The organism is Rhodococcus sp. 15-725-2-2b (assembly GCF_002259075.1).
GTDB lineage: Bacteria > Actinomycetota > Actinomycetes > Mycobacteriales > Mycobacteriaceae > Rhodococcoides.
This window is the reverse complement of the sequence record NZ_NPFL01000006.1, coordinates 369,454-388,154: the sequence shown is the minus strand read 5'-3', so window position 1 is coordinate 388,154 and position 18,701 is coordinate 369,454. Positions and strand designations below refer to the sequence as shown.

Here is an 18,701-nt window from a genome sequence, read left to right as displayed (position 1 = left end):
CCCGATGCACCCGATTCAGTCCTCGAGAACGCTGACGCTCACGCCGTACGGCAGGAATCGGACGCGTCGACGCGGGTCGGTGTTGTCCTTGTGTGCACGGAGGGCATCGAGTTCGGTGGCGTAGAGCTGATCGATCTGCGGTGAGCCGGCGTCGTCGACGCTGTAGATCGCCCAGACTCCGTCACCTTTCTGACCTGTGGTTTCGGGCTCCGGCGGAGCTTTGGGTGCCCCGGTGCCGGAGGCGAACAGCGAGCCGACCACCTCACGCAGGCCCTCGGTTGCCTCACGGGCGAACTTGTCGAAGTCGTCGGATCCGAATCCGAAGGGTCCTTGGTTGGCCATGGCTGTACCTCCTCAGGTGATACTCCAGTATGCGCGTTTTTCCCGAACAGCCGCCGAGCGTCCGAACGTTCACCTTGCCGGGCAGCACCGATCCGGCCATGGTGTTCCTGCACGGGCTCGGCTCGGCGGGCGTCCCGGCGTTCGGGGCGATCGCCGCGGACATTGCTTTCGAGGGCAGGGAACGGGTACTGCCGGATCTGCTCGGGTTCGGATTCAGCGACCGTCCGCACGACATCGGCTACTCTCTCGACGACCATGCTGCTGCCGTTGCCGGCCTGCTCGATCAGCGGAATCTGACCTCGGTCGACCTCGTCGGCCACAGCCTGGGTGGATCGATCGCCACCGTGCTCGCGTACCGGGGGCCGGATCTGGTGGGTCGACTGATCGTGCTCGAACCCAATCTGCTGCCGTGGGACGGCACCGCGAGCGTGGAGATCGCCCGGCAGTCGGAGAGCGAGTTCGTCGACACCGGTGTGGCCGAGCTGATCGTCGACGCCGATCCGGAGTGGGCGTCCACCCTGCGCGTTGCCGATCCGGTCGCCCTTCACCGCACTGCGGTCGGGCTGTGTGTGGGACCGGAGCCGACGATTCGGTCCATGCTCGAGTCGGCAACTGTCCCCAGGGTATTCGTGTACGGAGATCGCACAGGCCCGCCGAGTCGGGAGGCCGAACTGATCAGCGCTGGAGTCGAGGTCGTACGAGTCGCCGATGCCGGGCACGTCATGATGGCCGACAACCCTGCCGGTGTGGTCGAGGTACTACGCGCCGCCCTGCTGTAGTCGTGCTCCGATCGAGTTGTGCAGAGATCTCAGGGAGTTCTGGCCGAGCGAGACCGTCTGCGACTCGACGTACCGCAACAGATGTGAATCGTCGAGAACCTTCTCGCTCGATTGGATCAGCACCGTGCCGGCACCGGTGAAGTCGAACTGGCGCTCCTCGCCGCTGTTGGCACCGAGAAATCCACGCGCCGCGCCGAGGAAGTTCTGCATCCAGTCGGCGTCGAAGTGATGCGAGGGTGACGGGCAATCAGCCCATCCCACAAGCGCTTCCGGGTCGATGCGCAGCGGCGGCTCGGCGAACATGACGGTGCCGTTGGACGAGGCCAGGAACTTGCCGGTTCCGAGCAGAGTGAGAAATCCCGGGACGATGGACTGCTTGAGATCCAGAGTCGGCTCGAACGCAAGGAGATTCGACGCCCGGATGGTGAGGTTGCCGTCGTCGAGGTCGTAGCTGTTGATGTTGAATCCGCGGTCGCCGAGGATGAGCTTGCCCTGGCCCCGCGCCAGTACCCAGTCGTTCGAGTACAGCGGAGACGAGAACCGTGCCGCGACGATGGCGGGCATGGAGGTCTGCCCGAGCGGCTCGAAGCGAACGTTGCCGTAGTAGGCGATCATCGCGCCCTTCGAGGTGAACCACGGCTGGCCTGCCAGTTCGACGCAGAACGCGTAGTCGTTGCCGGGGACGTTGTCGTTGACCGGCAGCGTGTACGGGGTGTGGATGTCGAGACCCATGAGATTGCTCCTCAGAACTTCTGCTCGGACGCCTGCACCCACACGGTGCCCATACCGGTCATCTTCAGCTGAATCGCCTCACCGCTGCCCTTGCCGACGGCGTCTCGCCACCCGACGTTCGCCGAGATGTCGACGTTGATGTTGCCGATGTGGCAGACGTACGCCTGCGGATCCACCACGACCTGAGGGTGATTCGGTCCGACCTGCAGCGGAGTCGCGCCGCCGTGCGAGAGAACCGCGACGCTGCCCTGACCGGTCAGTTGGGTCGTGAACAAACCCTGCCCGGTCATCGCGCCGCGCACCGCTCCGCGAACACCGCCCTGTGAGGTCAGGGCCACGATGGAACTCTGAAGGTAGCCGTCGTGCACCAGAAGTCGATCGGCTTCGACGGTGAGCATCGAGGACCCGTCGAGATGGATCACCTCGATGTACAGCCCGGCGTGGCCGTAGAAGACCTCACCCTGACCCTCGGCGGCCATCATCGCCACGTGTTCGCCTGCCATCATCCGGCCTGCCATCCCCGCCATGCCGCCCATGCCCGGCATGGCTCCGGCCGAACCGCCCATCGAGTGCGGAACGAACCGTACGTCGCCGGTGTAGTAGAGCATCGATCCACGACGCGCGAGCACGCTCTGATTGGGTGCCAGAACGGATTTCACGACTTTGCTGTTGACGAGTTCGAGCGGCACGTCAGCGCTCCTCGGGTTGGATGTAGACGACGCCCTGGCCGTCGAAACGGAGGGAGAACGCCTCGCCGCTGCCGCCGCCGATGGCGGAGCGCCACGTGACGTCGGTGACGAAGCTCTGATTCAGTTGGCCGCGGTGGGCAACGAACGCGTCGGGATCGACGACCAAGGGATACTGGGGGTCGACGGCGAGGGCGATGATCGGCCCACCCTTCGACAGCAATGCCACCGTTCCCGATCCGCTGACGACGGTGGTGAACAAACCTTGCCCCGACGATGCGCCGCGAAGGCCGGAGAACTTGACGTCGGTGCGCAGTTGCCCTGTGAGAGCGAGCAACTGGGAGGATTCGACGTGGAGGTTGTCGCCCTGGACCTCGACGAGAGTGATGTCCTGAGCGTCGACGGCGAAGTAGACGGTGCCCTTGCCCGACACGTCCATCAGCGACAGCGACTCGCCGGTCACCTTCTGTTTGAGTGCGGCGCGAAATCCGCCGCCGCCGCCCATGCCTGCGTTCTTGAAGGTGACGTCACCCTCGTACGCCACCATGGAACCCGACATCGCGCGCAGGGAATCGCCGGTCAGGTCGGCGACCAAGACACGGTGCCCGTTCATCCTCAGCTGAGCCACGGGGGAACTATGCCACTGCACGCGCCCCCGCGGCTACCGCTGGAGAAAAATCTAGACGAGCGGCTTCAGGGCCTTACCTGCCAGTTCGACGGCTCCCGGCTGGTGTCCGTTGGTGATCAGGTTGATGATGATGCCGTCGATGCCGTGATCGAGCACGCGCTTCTGCACCTGCTCGGCTACGTCGTCGGGGGTTCCGCAGAAGTGGCGATCGGTGGCCTTCGCCGCGTCCTCCTCCGACAGGTTCGTCAGGTCGAGGCCCTGCTTCAGCACGAACTCGCGCTGCAGTTCCTTGGCCTTGTCGCCGTCCTCGTCGACGATGACGAACGCGAGGAAGCTCGTTTCGAGGTCCTTCGGGTCGCGGTCGACCTCCTCGCAGCGCGCTTGGACGGCAGCGATCTTGCGGGGCAATTCGTTTGCGTCGCAGATGATGTTGAGATGGTCGGCGAATTGTGCGGCCAGTCCGAACGTCTTCTTCTCGCCGCCGCCACCGAGCATGATCGGCAGATCGTCGCGGATGCGAGGCTCGTTGATCGCGTCCTCCACCTGGTACCAGAGGCCGTCGAACATGGGGCGCTGGCCGCGAAGCATCGGCTCGATGATCTGCAGGGCCTCGTCGAGTCGCTCGAAACGGTCGGTGAAGGTGCCGAACTCGAGTCCGAAGCTCTGGTGCTCGAGCTCGTACCAGCCGGCACCGATACCGAGGATCGCGCGACCGCCACTGACGACATCCAGTGTGGTGACGGTCTTGGCCAGGATCGCGGGATTGCGATAGGTGTTTCCGGTGACCAGCGCGGAGAGCTGGATGGTGTCGGTGGCCGTCGCGAGGGCGGACAGAGCGGAGTAGGCCTCGAGCATCGGCTCGTCGGGCTTGCCGATTCCGGGAAGTTGGTAGAAGTGATCCATCACGAATGCGGTGTCGAACCCGGCCGCTTCGGCCTCGCGCGCCTGCGCGATGACCTGGGGAAAGAGCTCTGCGACCGAACCGTCGTAGCTGAAGTTGGGCATCTGGTAACCGAGGCGAATAGTCACGAGATCCACGCTACTCGGATATCGGCCCCTGGCACGCGTGAGAGCGCGATAATTCGACGATGACGATCTTGGAACTGACCAGGCAGCCGTTCTCCGGGTTCTCGGTCGACGACCTACAGGCGGCGCGCGCGTTCTACGGCGAGACCCTCGGACTGACGGTCACCGAGAACGAGATGGGCATGCTCGAGCTGCACCTCGCCGCCGGGGCGATCGTGCTGATCTATCCACGTCCCGGGCACGTGCCCGCTCGGTACACGATTCTGAACTTCCCGGTTGCCGACATCGACAGTGCGGTCGACACACTGATCGCCAAAGGGATTGTGTTCGAGCAGTATCCGGACATGGGCACCGACGAGAAAGGAATCTTTCGACACGGCGGCCCGCTCATCGCATGGTTCACCGACCCGGCGGGCAATGTGTTGTCGGTGCTGCAGGGCTGAACTCAGGCTGTCGGGAGTGGAGCCTGCGGAACGACTCCAGGCTGTCGGGAGTGGAGCCTGCGGAACGACCTCACGCCGTCGGGAGTGGAGCCTGCGGAACGACCTCACGCCGTCGGCAATCCGGCGTCGAGAGTGACTGTGCCGGAGCTGGTCACACCCGCATCGTCGACCCATTCGACGACGGCGGAATCGCCCGGGCGTCGTCCGATGAGTGCCTGCGACAGGTCCGACGAGGATTCGATCTGCGTGCCGTCGAACGTCACGATCACGTCCGCGGCGGACAACCCCAGGGACTCGGCCGGGGAATCGGAGGTCACCGAGACGACGGCCGCTCCGATCGCCGGCCTGTTCTCGAAGACCGACACATCGCGTACCGAGACACCGAAGTACGGTGTGGGGCCTACGTGGACCGTGCCGCCCGATTGCCCGGCGAGTACCTGATCGAGTACCGAGACCGCCTCGGCGATGGGGACGGCATACGCCTCGGGTGCCTGTGGGGGCGAGAATTCGGTGCCGTTGCGGGCCTCGTCGGACAACCCGGCGGTGTTCACGCCCACCACACGGCCCCAGGCGTCGAACAGAGGCCCACCCGAATCCCCCGCTCGCACATCGGCATCGACGCGAATCATCCGCTCCAACGTATTTCGTGACCCGTCCACCGAACTGCGCGTACGCACCTGCTGATCGAGGGCGGTCACCGCCCCCGGCGCAGGCACCAATACCCCTGCACCCGAGGCATTCCCGACGGCTGTCACCGCATCACCCACCTCGGGAAGTGGGTCCGGGGCAAGCTCGACCACCGGCAGGTCGGCCGCGGTGATCAACTGCACGACCGCCACGTCACGGGACTTGTCGTAACCCAGCACGGTGGCGTCGTAGATCAGTCCGTTGCCCATGTGCACTGCGCTGATCTCGGTGGCGTTCTCGACGACGTGGAAGTTGGTGACCACGATTCCATCCGGCGCGACGACGAAGCCGGTGCCCGCGACCCCGGTGAAGCCGGCCGATGCCGACAGTGTGACAACGGTGGGATCGACCCGAGCCGAGAGCTCGTCGAGCGTCAGCGGCGGCGGTTCGACGGCGGGAGCAGCCGGCGCGATGGGCTCCGGCGTGGCCACGAAGTCTGTGGTTCCCGGATCGAGTTGCGGCGTCGCGAAGAGCCACACGCCGGCAGCGACCAGCGTCAGCACCACCGCTCGTCCACCCGACCGCATAGGAACCGATTATGGTCCGACGGTGATGGTGGTGCCAGCTGGTTGCAGCCGATTGCGCCGAACGTCTGGGAACTGCCCGTCTACAGTCTGCTCATGCCCGCGTCGCATCGACCTCGAGTTCTGATCGGTATCTCCGGGTGGACGTACGCGCCGTGGCGAGGTGATTTCTATCCGGCGGGCTTGGCCCATCGCAAGGAGCTCGGGTACGCGTCGGAGAAACTGTCGTCGATCGAGATCAACGGCACCTTCTATGCGATGCAGAAGCCGTCGAGCTTCACCAAATGGCACGACGAGACCCCGGACGACTTCGTGTTCTCGATCAAAGGCGGTCGCTACGTCACCCATATCAAACGGCTCGTCGGGGTCGAGGCAGCGCTCGCGAACTTCTTCGCCACCGGCGTGTTGACGCTGGGCGACAAGCTCGGACCGTTCCTGTGGCAGTTGCCACCGAACCTCGAATTCGACGCGCAGAAGGTGGCGGATTTCTTCGCCGTGTTGCCCCGAACAGTTTCTGCTGCAGTCACTCTGGCCCATTCTCGCGACGACAAACTCGCCGAGGATCGAGTGTTGCTGCCTCCGCCATCGTCTCGGCCGCTTCGGCACTGCGTGGAAGCTCGGCATCAGAGTTTCGCCACCGATGAAGCCGTGGAGTTGTTGCGAGAGAACGATATTGCGTTCGTCGTCGCCGATACTGCAGGTAAGTATCCGTACGTCGACACTCCGACGGCCGATTTCATGTACGCCCGCCTGCACGGCGACCAGGAGCTGTACGCCAGCGGCTACACCGATGACGCTCTCGACCGATGGGCGGCGAAGATCTCGGACTGGACGGCCACGGGCCGAGACGTCCACGTGTATTTCGACAACGACATCAAGGGACACGCACCCTTCGACGCCATGAGACTGATCGAGCGAATCGGTAGATGAGTATTCGGCTCTCTAGCTGATCGGGTAGATGTACGAATAACTCAATGTTCTCGTCCTGGCGCAGGTAGCGCTTCTGCCACACGGGACAAGCTCTGTGCGGAGGCCAGAACCGTCGCCACCTTCTCTCGCAGGGCATCGCCCTCGAAGGTCTCCGCTCGGCCGCCCACACTGATCGATGCAACGACCGCACCGTTTCGTCCGAGGATCGGTGCTCCGACGGCCGCGACACCGGTGAGGTAATCCGAGTTGCTCAGTGCGTACCCCTGAGACCGGATCTGTTCGAGACGGGTGAGCAACTCTTCCGGCGCGGTCGGTGTTCGATCCGTGAACGCAGGTAGGTCATCGGCGAGCCACCGGTCGCGTATCCGGGCGGAGAACGCCAGCATGGCCATCGGGCCTGCAGTGGCGTGATACGGCAGTACCGAACCGATCGAAATGCCCGCAACCACCAGGGGATTGCTTCCTTCGTGGCGATCGATGCAGACGGCTCCCTCGTCCGCTGGGACCATGAGATATGCAGTGTCGCCGAACTTTTCGGCAATCTCCGACAGGTATGGTTGCGCCGCACCGCGGATGTCGAGTTGGGTCAGTGCCGACGACCCGATCTCGAACACGGGCATGGCGATTCGATACGAGCCTTCGGCCGTTCGATCCACCCAACCGGCATGAATCAGCGTGGTCATCAGTCTGTGCACGGTCGTCTTGTTCATTCGACTTGCAGTCGTCAGGTCGTTGAGCGTCCACACCGGATGCGTCGTATCGAAGTGATCGAGCAATGTGCAGGCTTTGACGACGGCACCGACTATGTCGCGGCCGGCGTGGGTATCGGACTCGGTGGGAACGTCCACGTGTTGTTCCTTCCGGTCGGCTGAAGCGTCGACGCCATCCTACGAAGCGACCGGAACCGGTGAGTGCACCGACCGGTGTTGACTTGTGATCCGAGCCACTCTAAATTCGGAATACGTTCCGCATTACGAAATGGATGGTGCTCATGACCGCGACACTCAGAGATCTGACCGAACAGGGCCTGGTGTACGCCCCGGGCGTATGGGACGGACTGACGGCAAAGCTGGCCGAACAGGCCGGGTTCTCGGCCCTGTGTGCCTCCGGCTTCGCCGTGTCGGCCGCACTCGGACTCCCCGACGCCGAGCTGTACACGATGACCGAGAACCTCCAGGCGGTGCGCACCATCGGCGAGGCGTCGTCACTACCGTTGGTCGCGGATATCGATACCGGCTACGGAAACGCCGTCAACGCGGCGCGGACCGCAGGTCGATTCGCCGTCGCAGGTGTGCAGGGCGTCTTCATGGAAGATCAGCTCTCGCCGAAGAAGTGCCCCATCTGCGTGGGCGAGCCCGTGGACCTCATCAGCATCGAGGAAGCGTCGGGAAAGGTCAGAGCAGTGCGGGATTCGCTGCCGGACCACGTCCTGATGATTGCCCGCACCGATGCGCGTGGCGACGACGCGATCCGACGCGCGACGGCATACGTCGACGCCGGTGCCGACATGATCATGCCGGTCACGAAGACCTTCGAGACCGCCGACGAGTGGGCTCGCTGTCACGACGCCGTCGGTGTCCCACTGATGGCGACATTGACCGCGTCGACGTGGACCGAGCGCGAGTTCACCCCGGAGGTGTTGCAGCAGATCGGCGTTCGACTCGCTCTACTGCCGACCCAGGTACTGATGGCTGCCACCGGAGCTGCTCGTGAGGCTCTGCGCCGACTCGCACGCGGAGAAGCCCCGGCGGAGGTGAGCGCCGACGCGCTGCAGCACCACGAGTTCGTCGATCTCATCGGTTTTCCGGAAGTCGAAGCAGCGCAACGCAAGTACCTTCCCGCCGACTCGAAGGTGTGATCGGTATGAGTTCCGACGCACTGACGATGGTCGAGAAGATCCTCGGCCGAACCTGTGATGCCGATGTGGTGCACGCCGGAGAGAATCATGCCGTGCGACCCGCACGGATGATCGCCTACGACTTCCCGGGCTACACCGACGTGATGTTCCGGCAGATGCGCGAGGACTTCGGCATCACCGAACTCGACGACCCGGCGCGATACGTCGTCTTCATCGACCACATGCTCACCAAGAAGAACGCCAAAGAACAAGAGGTGCACCAGATCACGCGAGATTGGTGCGAGTTCTACGGCATCGAACTGCACGAGGGCCGCGGCATCGGTCATCAACTCACCGCCGAACTCGGACTCGCAACGCCAGGAGACTTTCTCGTCCACTTCGACGGGCACATCAGCGGAATCGGTGCGTTCGGCGCACTCGGTTGGGGCATCCGGCGCGATCTGATCGAGGCATGGGTGACAGGACAGCTGTACGTCGACATCCCGGCCACCACCCGGTTCGACCTCGTGGGTGAGTTCGGCCCCGGCGTCGACAGCCGCGATCTCGTCCACACGATCATCGACCTGGTCGGTGCGGACGGGTGCGCCCACCAGGTCGTGGAGTTCGGTGGTCCCGGAGCGCGGTCGATGAAGATCGACCACCGCCAGGGACTGTGCGGGATGGCGATGTTCACCGGAGCGGTCTCGGCGATCTTCGAACCCGACGAGCTGTCGCTCGCCTACGCCCACGACGTCGCCCGGCACGCGTTCAGCCCCGTGCTCCCCGACGAGGGCGCCACCTACGCGGCCCGCCACACCATCGACCTGTCCACCATCGTTCCGCAAGTGGTGCAGCCCGGCTCGGCCCGTGCCGCCAACACGCATACCGCCGCCGATCTGGCCGGAATACCGATCACGAAGGCGTTCATCGGGTCCTGTGCCAGCGGCCGCATCGAAGACTTGCGCGCGGCGGCTCTGGTGCTCGACGGGCGGACGGTCGCACCCGGGGTCGAGTTGAACGTGGTGCCGACCTCGCAGAAGGTGCACGATCAAGCCGAAAGCGAAGGGCTGCTGGACATCCTGCGTTCGGCGGGCGCGCATATCGCGGTGTCGAGCTGCGACTTCTGCTTCGGATACCAGAAGCCCCTCGCGGCCGGCGAGAACTGCATTTCCACCGGGGTGCTGAACATCTCAGGGCGAATGGGTAGCTCCGACGCCAACATCTACATGGGTTCACCCTTCACAGTCGCGGCCAGCGCCCTCGCCGGGACGATCGCGCAGGTGGGGTCATGAGCGCATACCCGCCCCCGCCCGACGTCATCGACGGCGCAGTCGCGTGGATATTCGGCGACGACTTCGACATCGATCTGGTGGTGGGTGTCGCGAACATCAAGTCCTACGACCCCGATCACCTCAGATCGGTCTGCATGGCGGCGTACGACCCGGATTTCGTCGATCGAGTTCGCCCCGGAGACATCATCGTCGGTGGGCGGAACTTCGGCTACGGACATCCGCACTATCCGCCGATGGTGGCGTTGCGCAACCTGGGCATCAGTGCCGTTGTGGCGGAATCGTTCTCGCCCGGATTCTGGCGCGGCGAGACCTTCAACGGTATGCCCCTGATCACCGTCCCCGGAATATCGGACGCGGTGGCCGTCGGTGACGTAGTCGGACTCGACTGGCGTCGGGCCGAGGTGTCGAAGGCGGACGGCACCACGATCACCGGTCATCCACCCAATGCCCGCACCGTCGCCGTCATCGAAGCAGGAGGGTCGTACGAACTGCTTCTCTCCGAACAACGAAGCAAGCAACCACTCACAGAAGGATCAGCGCGATGACGAACACCGAACACTCCCGCGCAGGAGTCGCACCGCCCAAGGCGGACACCACGACCGCGCGCCGAGCTGCGCTCGCCGGAGGTGTCGGCACGCTCATCGAGTATTACGACTTCGCGGTCTACGGCTTCCTCGCCGTCGTCATCGCACCGCTGTTCTTCCCATCCACCAGCCCCGGCGTATCGATACTGGCGACCTTGGCGGTCTTCGGCGTGGCCTACGTCGCCCGTCCGCTCGGCGGAATCTTCTTCGGAAGACTCGGAGACCGTAAGGGTCGTCGGCACGCCCTCGTCATCACCGTGGTGTGCATGGGCGTCGCCTGCGGCATTCTCGGCCTGCTGCCGACGCACTCGAGCGTCGGCGTGCTGGCCCCGGTTCTGCTGGTCATCGTCCGGCTCGCCCAGGGATTCTCGGCGGGCGGTGAGATCGGCGGTGCCGCAACCTACATCGCCGAATCGGCACCGCCGAACCGTCGTGGATTCTTCGGTTCGTTCACGCCGGTGGGATCGACACTCGGCTTCGCCGTCGCTGCCGCCGTCGTCGGGGTCGTCGCTCTGATCACGACCGAGGAACAAATGTCGTCCTGGGGATGGCGCATCCCGTTCCTGCTTGCTCTGCCCCTGGCGTTCGTATGTCTCCGTGTCCGGCTGAAGCTGGAGGACAGCCCGGAGTTCGAGGAAATGGCAGCCAAGAACGAGGTAGCCAAGAGCCCGTTGAGTGACGTGGTGAGGAAGCAACCGTGGTCGGTGCTCCGCGTCGTCGGCATCGCGATCGCGATGAACGGATCCGGATACATCGGACTGACCTACTTCAGCGTGTACCTGATCAACGACCTCGGGTTCTCGAAGGACTCGGTGTACTGGACGTCGGCGGTGGCAATTGCGTTGGCCTGCGCCACTTTTCCGTTGAGCGGGATGCTGACCGACAGATTCGGCCGCAAACCGGTACTGCTGTTCGGCTATGTGGCCTACGTGATCATCGCGCTACCGGTCTTCATGATTCTCGGTGCCACGTCGAGCATTCTGATCGTCGGCGTCGTCTACTTCGTCTACATGGTGCTCAATGGCGTCGTACAGGTTCCGGCGTTCCCGCTGTTCACCGAACTGTTCCCGCGATCGGTTCGCTACACCGGAGTGTCGTTGGGCTTCAACATCGGAACGATCGCCGCAGGCGGAACTGCGCCGTACGTCGCCGCACAGTTGGTCGAATCGACCGGCAACGCGATGTCACCGGCGTACTGGGTGATGGGCGTGTGCGCCATCGGTGTTGCGACGGTGCTGACCATCAAGGAGACGGGACACAGCACGCTCCCCGTGTAGCTGGAGCTGCTCTGCTGTCAGCAGCGATCCCATCAGGCTGGTCGACGGCAGCGCGGACCGGATGACCGGCACACTGGGTACATGAAGCTATTGGTCCTCGGCGGAAGCGACTTCGTGGGGCGATGCGCCGTCGAACACGCCCTCGATCTGCAGTGGGACGTCACGGTACTCAATCGCGGCACGACCCCGTCGGATCCCCGGGTCAACCAACTCCGTGGAGACAGACGCGCGACCGGTGGGCTGAATGCGATTCGAGAAGGTAACTGGGACATGGTGTTCGACACCTGGTCATGGGAGCCGAGCGCCGTCGAGCGGTCGTCGGCGACGCTCGTCGGTCGAGTCGATAGCTACATCTACGTCTCGAGCCGATCCGTGTACGACGCGCCCGAGGCAGGAGCGAACGAGACCTGGCCGACGGTCCACGGGCCTGGCGAGGACTATGCGCGATGCAAACTCGGCGGTGAGCAGGCCGCTGCTGCAGCGTTCGGCGCTCGAGCGCTGCTGGTCCGCGCCGGGCTGATCCTGGGACCCTACGAAAATATCGGCCGACTTCCCTGGTGGCTGAACAGAATCGAGCGCGCTGGCGATGTGCTCGCGCCCGGTCCCGCCGACCTGGCACTGCAATATGTCGATGCCCGCGATCTCGTTGCCTGGAGTCTGGATGCAGCGGCCCGGGGTCTCGGGGGCGCGTACGACGTGGTGAGCCGGCCAGGTCATGCCACGATCGACGACGTTCTGCAGGCCTGCATCCAAGCCACCCGCTCCGATGCTCGGCTGTGCTGGGTGGAGCCGGACGTACTCAGCGCTGCAGGCGTGCAGCCGTGGACGGAGCTCCCGATCTGGATTCCGCCGGGGGTCGATCACGATTCGTTGCATGCATCCGATGTCTCGAAGGCATTCGCTGCAGGGCTCCGGACTCGTCCGATTCAGGAGACCATCGCCGACACGTGGATGTGGTTGCAGTCGCTGAACGGACGGACGCCGATGAGGGACGATCGGCCGCCCGTCGGACTCTCGGCCGAGCGTGAGGCGGCAATTCTGGCGGGGCGGTGAACTCGGCAGACGCGCGCGGAATCGTCGGACGCGTTCGGAATTGCCACAGGATCGGTGTCGAAATCGCGCGCGTCTGACAAACGCGCGCGCGTTTGCGGGAAAACCGGCCCCGCTACCCCACTATTCGTCTCTCTTGATTGAAAACTAGAGAACGATAGACAACGCTACGGAGCGCAGAGTCGTCGTACTGCGCCCTCGATGATCGACGCCCGACGCTGGTGTTCGGTGTCGTCGACGGCTCCGCAGTCGTTACCCGGCGCGGTCATCCACGACGAGGTGATGCCGAAGATCATGGTGAACAGGTCGTCGACGGTGAACGCGTCCGAGATCGTCCCCTTCTTCTGTACCGCGGCTACAGCCGTTCGTCGCTCGGCGAATACCGATCGGACCTTCTCCACGCCTGCCGCGCCCTTGCCGCCCTGAAGTTGCGTCCACAGCAGCAATCGGTGTTCCTCGGGGTGCGCGGCGAAGTGCAGATACTCGCGGGCGGCGTATCGCCCCAGATCGTCGGCGGTGAACGGAACCGATTCGAGAAATCGGGTGAATCCGTCCTCCATCACGGCTCGGAACAGTGCTTGCTTGTCGCCGAAGTAGGCGTACAGGCGTTCCTTGCTGGCCTTGGCGGAGACGGCGATGCGATCCACTCGTGCTCCGGCCAGTCCGTGCTCGGAGAATTCTGCGCGAGCGGCGGCGACGATGCGGGCGCGGGTTGCGCTGGCGTCAGGCTTCATGACGGCCACGATACCGCCTACCAACTAGTTCGTTTGACACCTCGGACGGCATCGCCTACCTTTTCGATCGGGACATTTTCGTGCCCGAGAATCGACGAGTACGAGTGGGGTAGAAACATGTCGCAGCTCTCCGAGCGAGAATCGCCGGATCTCAACCCGAACTACGAGCGCCGATGGCTGGTGCTCTGCATCGTCGCCATCACTCAGCTCACGATCGTGCTGGACGGCACCATCGTCAATATCGCGCTGCCGCAGGCTCAGCTGGACCTGGGTATCAGCGACAGCAGCCGCGCCTGGGTCATCACCGCCTACGCGTTGTCGTTCGGCGCACTTCTGCTGCTCGGCGGACGCATCGCCGACTACTGGGGACGCAAGCGCTCGTTCATCGTCGGCATGGCAGGCTTCGCAGTTGCCTCCGCAATCGGCGGACTCGCCCAGGAGGGCTGGCAGCTGTTCATCGCGCGCGCCGGCCAGGGCGTCTTCGCCGCACTGCTCGCACCGGCAGCACTGGCCATCCTGACGGTCACGTTCACCGACACCAAGGAACGCGCCAAGGCGTTCGGTGTGTTCGGAGCGATCGCCGGTGGCGGCGCAGCCGTCGGCCTGCTCCTCGGCGGAGTGCTCACCGAATACGCGAACTGGCGCTGGTGCCTGCTCGTCAACATCCCGGTCGCCGTGGTCGCCATCGCTGCCGCGGTGCCGTTGGTCAAGGAAAGCAAGGCGCACGGAGACACTCGCTACGACCTGCCGGGCGCGATCCTCGTCGCACTCGGGCTGGCATCGCTGGTCTACGGCTTCACCGAAGCCGAAGACGGCTGGGCGACGGTACCGACCATCTCCTTCATCGCCCTCGGCCTCGCTCTTCTCGCGGCCTTCGTCGTGGTGGAGTCGAAGTCGGACAACCCGTTGCTTCCGCTCAGTGTGCTGCTCGATCGGGACCGCGGTGCCGCGTACATCGGATCCGCCGTCATCGGTGCCGCACTGCTCGGCGGCACGTTGTACCTCACGTTCTACTTCCAGATCGTGCTCGAGATGAGCCCGGTGATCGCCGGCGTCGCGTCGCTGCCGATGACCGGTGGAATCCTGATCACCGCTGCAATCGCCTCCGCGCTGGTGCCGAAGATCGGGCCCAAGCCGCTGATGACCGTCGGTCCCGTCGTGTCCGCGATCGGCCTGCTGCTGCTCACGCAGATCGGTGTCGACACCTCGTACTGGACGCACGTCCTCCCGGGCGTCGTGCTGCTCGGCCTCGGTCTCGGCCTCCTGATGGTGCCGATGCAGAACGTCGCGCTCATCGGAGTGCCCGATCACGACGCAGGTGCCGCATCCGCGCTGATCAACGCCACACTGCAGGTCGGCGGCGCACTCGGCGCGGCGGTGTTCACCACGGTGTACACCTCGTCCAAGTCCACGTACCTGGCCGAGAACCCCGCACCGACTCCGCCTGCCGGAGTTCCTGCCGAGGCTCTCGCGAGCCAGGAGATCCCCAGCGACGAAGTACTGGCCTCGTTACCGGAGCCGATCCGAAACTTCGTGCTGGCCACCATCGACCACGCCTTCGCAGCCGAGGTCTCGGGTTACGCCTGGGCCTTCGGGACCGCCGCGATCCTCGTCGCACTGGTGTGCCCGGTCGTGCTGGTGCTCGTCCGTGCGAAGAAGGACGACCTGCCCGTCGGCGACACCCCGGTGCACATCGGATAGCTATTGCAGAACACAGGCCCCGCTGCTCACCCGTTGAGCAGCGGGGTTTGTCGTAGTGCGGGTCTCTACTCCGGGTCGATCGCGTCGGCCTGCGCGGTGAGCAGCATGTGCAACAACTCCGGCGGCAATGCCAACGGTGGCATCGAACCGAGAGTGATGGAGTTCTCGGCATCGCCGTTGAGCTCCGTCACCTCGTCGTGCAGTCTTTCCATCTTCTCGTCGAGCTTGTTCGCGCTCTCGGCGGCCTCGGTCAGTTCGGCCAGCAGAGTGGGAGGAATTTCTCCGCGGTACTTGTAGAAGATCTTGTGTTCCAAGCTTGCCCAGAAATCCATCGCGATGGTTCGGATCTGCAGCTCGACGAGCACCGGTTGGACGCGGTCGGACATGAACACCGGAATCTCGACGATCAGGTGCAAACTCTTGTAGCCGTTGGGTTTCGGATTCGCGATGTAGTCCTTGGTCTCGACGACGCGCACATCGCTCTGGCTACTGAGCATGTCGGCAATGCGGTAGGTGTCGGAGATGAAGCTGCAGGTGATGCGCACACCCGCGACGTCGAAGATGTTCTCGCGGATCGCGTCGAGATTGAGCGAGCACTTCTTGCGTTGCGCCTTGTCGATGATGCTCTCGGGCGTCTTCAACCTCGACGAGACGTGTTCGATGGGGCTGTAGCGGTGTATGTGGGTGAATTCCTGCTTGAGGATGTTGATCTTGGTGATCAGCTCGTCGATCCCGAACTTGTAGCTCATCATGAATCGCGTGAAATCGTGCCTGAGTCGACCCAGGTCGACCGCGGTTTCACTGTTCTTCATGACCTCGTTCATGAACACGATTGTCCACGACGGCGGGTCGGGCGCGCGCGGCGCGCGAATCGAAGCTTGCATCACTGCACGACGGGCCCAGTTCGGGGGTGAATCTCACGACGCCACAGGACTGGCACTGATGCGTCCGGTGATGTCCGAGTTCACACGAACATGCCCGCGAACCGACGAGAACCGACCCTGCGACGAGCCGATGACCGTTGCCACAACGCTTCGGTGCTCTCTCGGCCCATCGATCCCCGACGCGATAGAGCGAGCCGGCCGCAGGCTCGGGTTCGACTGCCATTGCGTGCGACCGCCTTCGAGAATCCGTACAGTCCGCTCTGGACCGCCCGAAGTGGCTCCGCTGGCCGCATCGCCAACTCCGGGGGCACGCTCAGACTAACAGAAATCGAACGTGTGTTCTAACGTGTGGGTCAAAACCACGTCTTGCGGCCACCGACTGCGCGCCCCATCGAACCGAGCAGCGTCAGAACCGCGCCGACGACCACGAGGATGATGCCGATAGTGGTCAGGATGGATATGCCGGCGAAATAACCGATGAGTGCGAGGATGATTCCGAGAACGATCATGACTACTCCTGGTGCATCTGTGAGCCCGCTACCGACGAATGCCGATGGGACCGAACGTACCCGCGTCAGGTGGAGGATCGATCACGATTGCCGTTATTTTCCGGCGTCGACTTTCGCCGCGAGGAAGGCCTCCGGGTCGATCAGATCCGCCTGCCCCACGATCGATCCCAGGTCTGCTATGCGCTCGATGCCGGTGAGAACCATCTCTTCTTCGACCGTGCCCTCGGCGTAACCGTAGTAACAGGTCGAGGTCGTGTGGTTGTGGTCCTTGTCGATTCGGTTTGCACGCCCCTCGATCTGGCGAATGTCGATCGGTGTCCACCTCGGGTCGTGAATCAGCGTCACGCGCGGGGCCAGGGTCGAGACCGTCCCCTCGGGCAGCAGTAACTCGTTGGTGTGCAGATTGATTGCACTGGTGGTGGTCGACACGATGACCGACGCCGCCCCGGTCTGGAAACGTCTGATCGATGCCTCCTGCTCGGGGCTGCTCATGGAGCCGTCGACCACGGCGACATCGAGACCCTCGTCCCGCAGAGTCTGCGCGAGCGCGGCGACCGACTCGCGGTAGAACATCGAGACGAACACCTGATTGCCTGCCTTGACCCACGTCCGTACCTGGTCCGCGGATGCGGGAATGCGCAAGTACGAGCACTTCTGGCGAAACCGCAGCGTGGCCGCGCGAGTACTCGGGTTCTTCTGCAGCACGCGCTTTCCGCCGACGGCCTTCCAGATCGGCAGCCCGACTTCCTTGCGATAGTCCACCCATGCCGAGTTGTACAGCCGCTTCTGGGCGGCAGTGAGTTCCTGTCCGAGCGGTTCGCGGGGCGTCGGTGGCGAGGGACGCGAAATCGACCACGGCACAGTGCCTCCCGATAGCCAGCCGTGTACGGCCGCGATGTCACGTGCGCGGCGGGCGGCGTCCTCGGGCTCCCAGCGCCACGTCGTCAACCCCGTCGTCGCCTTGCCCGCCTTCACGGCGAACCCGGATTCGATGAGGAACTCGGCCCACTTCATCGTCACCGCGTACCCGAGGTACTCCTCGTCGCCCAGGATCTCGACTCCGCGACTGCGCTCCACCGCCCGAGCCATGTACGCGAAGTGCAGCGGCTGATAGCCGGGCGTGGCAGACATCCACACCACCGAACGGGCCGCCTCCTGATACCGCCAGAGAATCTGCGACTGTTGGGATTCGATGTTCATCAGCGCATGCGACTCGTCGGCGATCACCACGTCCATGTCGAACCGCAATTCACCGAGCGAGATGGTCCGTTTGTTCTGTGTCCGTTTGCGTTTGCCCAGATCGGTCTCCGGCGGAACCGACAGGAGCTTCTTCGTCGATTGGTAGGTGATCAGCAGCCAACGCTTGCGCTCGGACGGCTCGATGTCTGCCTCGCTGTCTGCGATGGTGCGACGCCACCCCGGCAGCGCGCCCTTGGGTGCGACCACCAGCACCGTGCCGATCTCGGCCGCCGACATCTGTCGGACGGCCTCGCACACCGCGAGCGTCTTGCCCAGACCCGTCGAATCCATCTGCGCGAAGTACGGGAAACCGGCCTCGAGGGCGGCGAGATGGCGCCCGACGGACTCGAGTTGGGTGTCGCGAGGCTGCATCGCCCGCTCTCGCACAGCTTCGTCACGCCAATTCTCGTTCGCGTCGTCCTCGAGCCACCGCTGCAGGCTGTACGGCATCGACTCGTACGGCTGCAGATACTCCGGCAACTCGGTGCCGTAGTACGCGAACACCCGAGGGCCCGGATACCAGCGCGCTCCGGCAGCGCCTGCCGCCGACCGATCCTCGAACGGCACGTCCAGCACCCAGACGCGCTCACCGGGATCGGGTACCCGCAGATCGGGGGCAGCAGTCTTGCGCGGCGAGGTCTTGCGCGGAGCGGCCCGCTTGCGGGGTGCTGCTTTTTTCGGAGCAGCGGCCTTCTTCGGTGCCGGCTCACCGTTCTTCGCGGCCGCGAACTTTCGCGCAGCGCTGCTCTGCCCGGCCTTGACGGTGCGGGCAGTGGTGGATCGGGCTGTGCGTCTACGAGGTGGCATCGGATCCAGT

Annotated in this window: 20 protein-coding genes; 9 read left to right on the top strand and 11 right to left on the bottom strand. The window is 64.3% G+C overall.

Going from position 1 to position 18,701, the window contains the following annotated elements:
- Positions 1-15 precede the first annotated feature (15 nt).
- The gene (locus tag CH306_RS07580; protein ID WP_032396836.1) at positions 16-342 is read right to left on the bottom strand and encodes a hypothetical protein; all 327 of its coding nucleotides are present in this window, start codon (positions 340-342) and stop codon (positions 16-18) included.
- 29 nt (positions 343-371) lie between these two features.
- On the opposite strand from CH306_RS07580, the gene CH306_RS07575 reads away from it, so the two are divergent.
- Entirely contained in the window at positions 372-1,121 is a 750-nt protein-coding gene (locus CH306_RS07575; protein WP_094646165.1) for an alpha/beta fold hydrolase, read from the top strand.
- On the opposite strand, the gene CH306_RS07570 is transcribed toward CH306_RS07575, so the two are convergent.
- From CH306_RS07570 to CH306_RS07555, 4 genes are all read right to left on the bottom strand, one after another.
- A complete protein-coding gene (locus CH306_RS07570; RefSeq protein WP_094646164.1) occupies positions 1,101-1,853 on the bottom strand; it encodes an AIM24 family protein in 753 nt (250 codons plus the stop codon). The genes CH306_RS07575 and CH306_RS07570 overlap by 21 nt on opposite strands.
- A gap of 11 nt (positions 1,854-1,864) precedes the next feature.
- Positions 1,865-2,542, bottom strand: coding sequence for an AIM24 family protein (locus CH306_RS07565; protein ID WP_032396834.1), 678 nt, complete (start codon positions 2,540-2,542; stop codon positions 1,865-1,867).
- Position 2,543: 1 nt separating this feature from the next.
- Positions 2,544-3,152, bottom strand: coding sequence for an AIM24 family protein (locus CH306_RS07560; RefSeq protein ID WP_032396833.1), 609 nt, complete (start codon positions 3,150-3,152; stop codon positions 2,544-2,546).
- Positions 3,153-3,218: 66 nt separating this feature from the next.
- Positions 3,219-4,196 (bottom strand): LLM class F420-dependent oxidoreductase, encoded by a 978-nt coding sequence (locus CH306_RS07555; protein WP_179272819.1) that lies wholly within the window; start codon positions 4,194-4,196, stop codon positions 3,219-3,221.
- Between the two features lie 59 nt (positions 4,197-4,255).
- Here CH306_RS07555 and CH306_RS07550 point away from each other — a divergent pair, with 59 nt between their 5' ends.
- A complete protein-coding gene (locus tag CH306_RS07550) occupies positions 4,256-4,636 on the top strand; it encodes a VOC family protein (protein ID WP_094646163.1) in 381 nt (126 codons plus the stop codon).
- A gap of 104 nt (positions 4,637-4,740) precedes the next feature.
- Here the strand turns inward: CH306_RS07550 and CH306_RS07545 are convergent, their stop codons facing one another.
- A complete protein-coding gene (locus tag CH306_RS07545; RefSeq protein WP_094646162.1) occupies positions 4,741-5,850 on the bottom strand; it encodes a S1C family serine protease in 1,110 nt (369 codons plus the stop codon).
- 93 nt (positions 5,851-5,943) lie between these two features.
- Here CH306_RS07545 and CH306_RS07540 point away from each other — a divergent pair, with 93 nt between their 5' ends.
- On the top strand, positions 5,944-6,777 hold the full coding sequence (locus CH306_RS07540) for a DUF72 domain-containing protein (RefSeq protein ID WP_094646426.1): 834 nt from the start codon (positions 5,944-5,946) through the stop codon (positions 6,775-6,777).
- A gap of 41 nt (positions 6,778-6,818) precedes the next feature.
- On the opposite strand, the gene CH306_RS07535 is transcribed toward CH306_RS07540, so the two are convergent.
- The gene (locus tag CH306_RS07535; protein WP_094646161.1) at positions 6,819-7,625 is read right to left on the bottom strand and encodes an IclR family transcriptional regulator; all 807 of its coding nucleotides are present in this window, start codon (positions 7,623-7,625) and stop codon (positions 6,819-6,821) included.
- A gap of 134 nt (positions 7,626-7,759) precedes the next feature.
- Between CH306_RS07535 and CH306_RS07530 the strand changes: the two genes are divergently transcribed.
- The 5 genes from CH306_RS07530 to CH306_RS07510 all read left to right on the top strand — a co-directional run bounded on the left by CH306_RS07530 (position 7,760) and on the right by CH306_RS07510 (position 12,820).
- Entirely contained in the window at positions 7,760-8,635 is an 876-nt protein-coding gene (locus CH306_RS07530) for an isocitrate lyase/PEP mutase family protein (protein WP_094646160.1), read from the top strand.
- A gap of 5 nt (positions 8,636-8,640) precedes the next feature.
- The gene (locus CH306_RS07525) at positions 8,641-9,906 is read left to right on the top strand and encodes a 3-isopropylmalate dehydratase large subunit (RefSeq protein WP_373453968.1); all 1,266 of its coding nucleotides are present in this window, start codon (positions 8,641-8,643) and stop codon (positions 9,904-9,906) included.
- The gene (locus CH306_RS07520; RefSeq protein WP_094646159.1) at positions 9,903-10,451 is read left to right on the top strand and encodes a 3-isopropylmalate dehydratase; all 549 of its coding nucleotides are present in this window, start codon (positions 9,903-9,905) and stop codon (positions 10,449-10,451) included. The genes CH306_RS07525 and CH306_RS07520 overlap by 4 nt, the downstream gene beginning before the upstream one ends.
- Entirely contained in the window at positions 10,448-11,767 is a 1,320-nt protein-coding gene (locus CH306_RS07515; protein WP_094646158.1) for an MFS transporter, read from the top strand. The genes CH306_RS07520 and CH306_RS07515 overlap by 4 nt, the downstream gene beginning before the upstream one ends.
- 81 nt (positions 11,768-11,848) lie before the next feature.
- Positions 11,849-12,820: an NAD-dependent epimerase/dehydratase family protein gene (locus CH306_RS07510; RefSeq protein WP_094646157.1), complete on the top strand. Its 972-nt coding sequence runs from the start codon at positions 11,849-11,851 to the stop codon at positions 12,818-12,820.
- 164 nt (positions 12,821-12,984) lie between these two features.
- Here the strand turns inward: CH306_RS07510 and CH306_RS07505 are convergent, their stop codons facing one another.
- Positions 12,985-13,551, bottom strand: a complete 567-nt coding sequence (locus tag CH306_RS07505; protein WP_032397298.1) for a TetR family transcriptional regulator — start codon at positions 13,549-13,551, stop codon at positions 12,985-12,987.
- A gap of 117 nt (positions 13,552-13,668) precedes the next feature.
- Between CH306_RS07505 and CH306_RS07500 the strand changes: the two genes are divergently transcribed.
- On the top strand, positions 13,669-15,252 hold the full coding sequence (locus CH306_RS07500; RefSeq protein WP_094646156.1) for an MFS transporter: 1,584 nt from the start codon (positions 13,669-13,671) through the stop codon (positions 15,250-15,252).
- 65 nt (positions 15,253-15,317) lie between these two features.
- On the opposite strand, the gene CH306_RS07495 is transcribed toward CH306_RS07500, so the two are convergent.
- From CH306_RS07495 to CH306_RS07485, 3 genes are all read right to left on the bottom strand, one after another.
- Entirely contained in the window at positions 15,318-16,076 is a 759-nt protein-coding gene (locus CH306_RS07495; protein ID WP_052050039.1) for a GTP pyrophosphokinase, read from the bottom strand.
- 413 nt (positions 16,077-16,489) lie between these two features.
- Entirely contained in the window at positions 16,490-16,645 is a 156-nt protein-coding gene (locus CH306_RS29015; protein WP_094611554.1) for a DUF6131 family protein, read from the bottom strand.
- A 93-nt stretch (positions 16,646-16,738) separates the two neighbouring features.
- On the bottom strand, positions 16,739-18,691 hold the full coding sequence (locus CH306_RS07485) for a helicase-related protein (protein ID WP_254923866.1): 1,953 nt from the start codon (positions 18,689-18,691) through the stop codon (positions 16,739-16,741).
- Between the last annotated feature and the right edge of the window lie 10 nt (positions 18,692-18,701).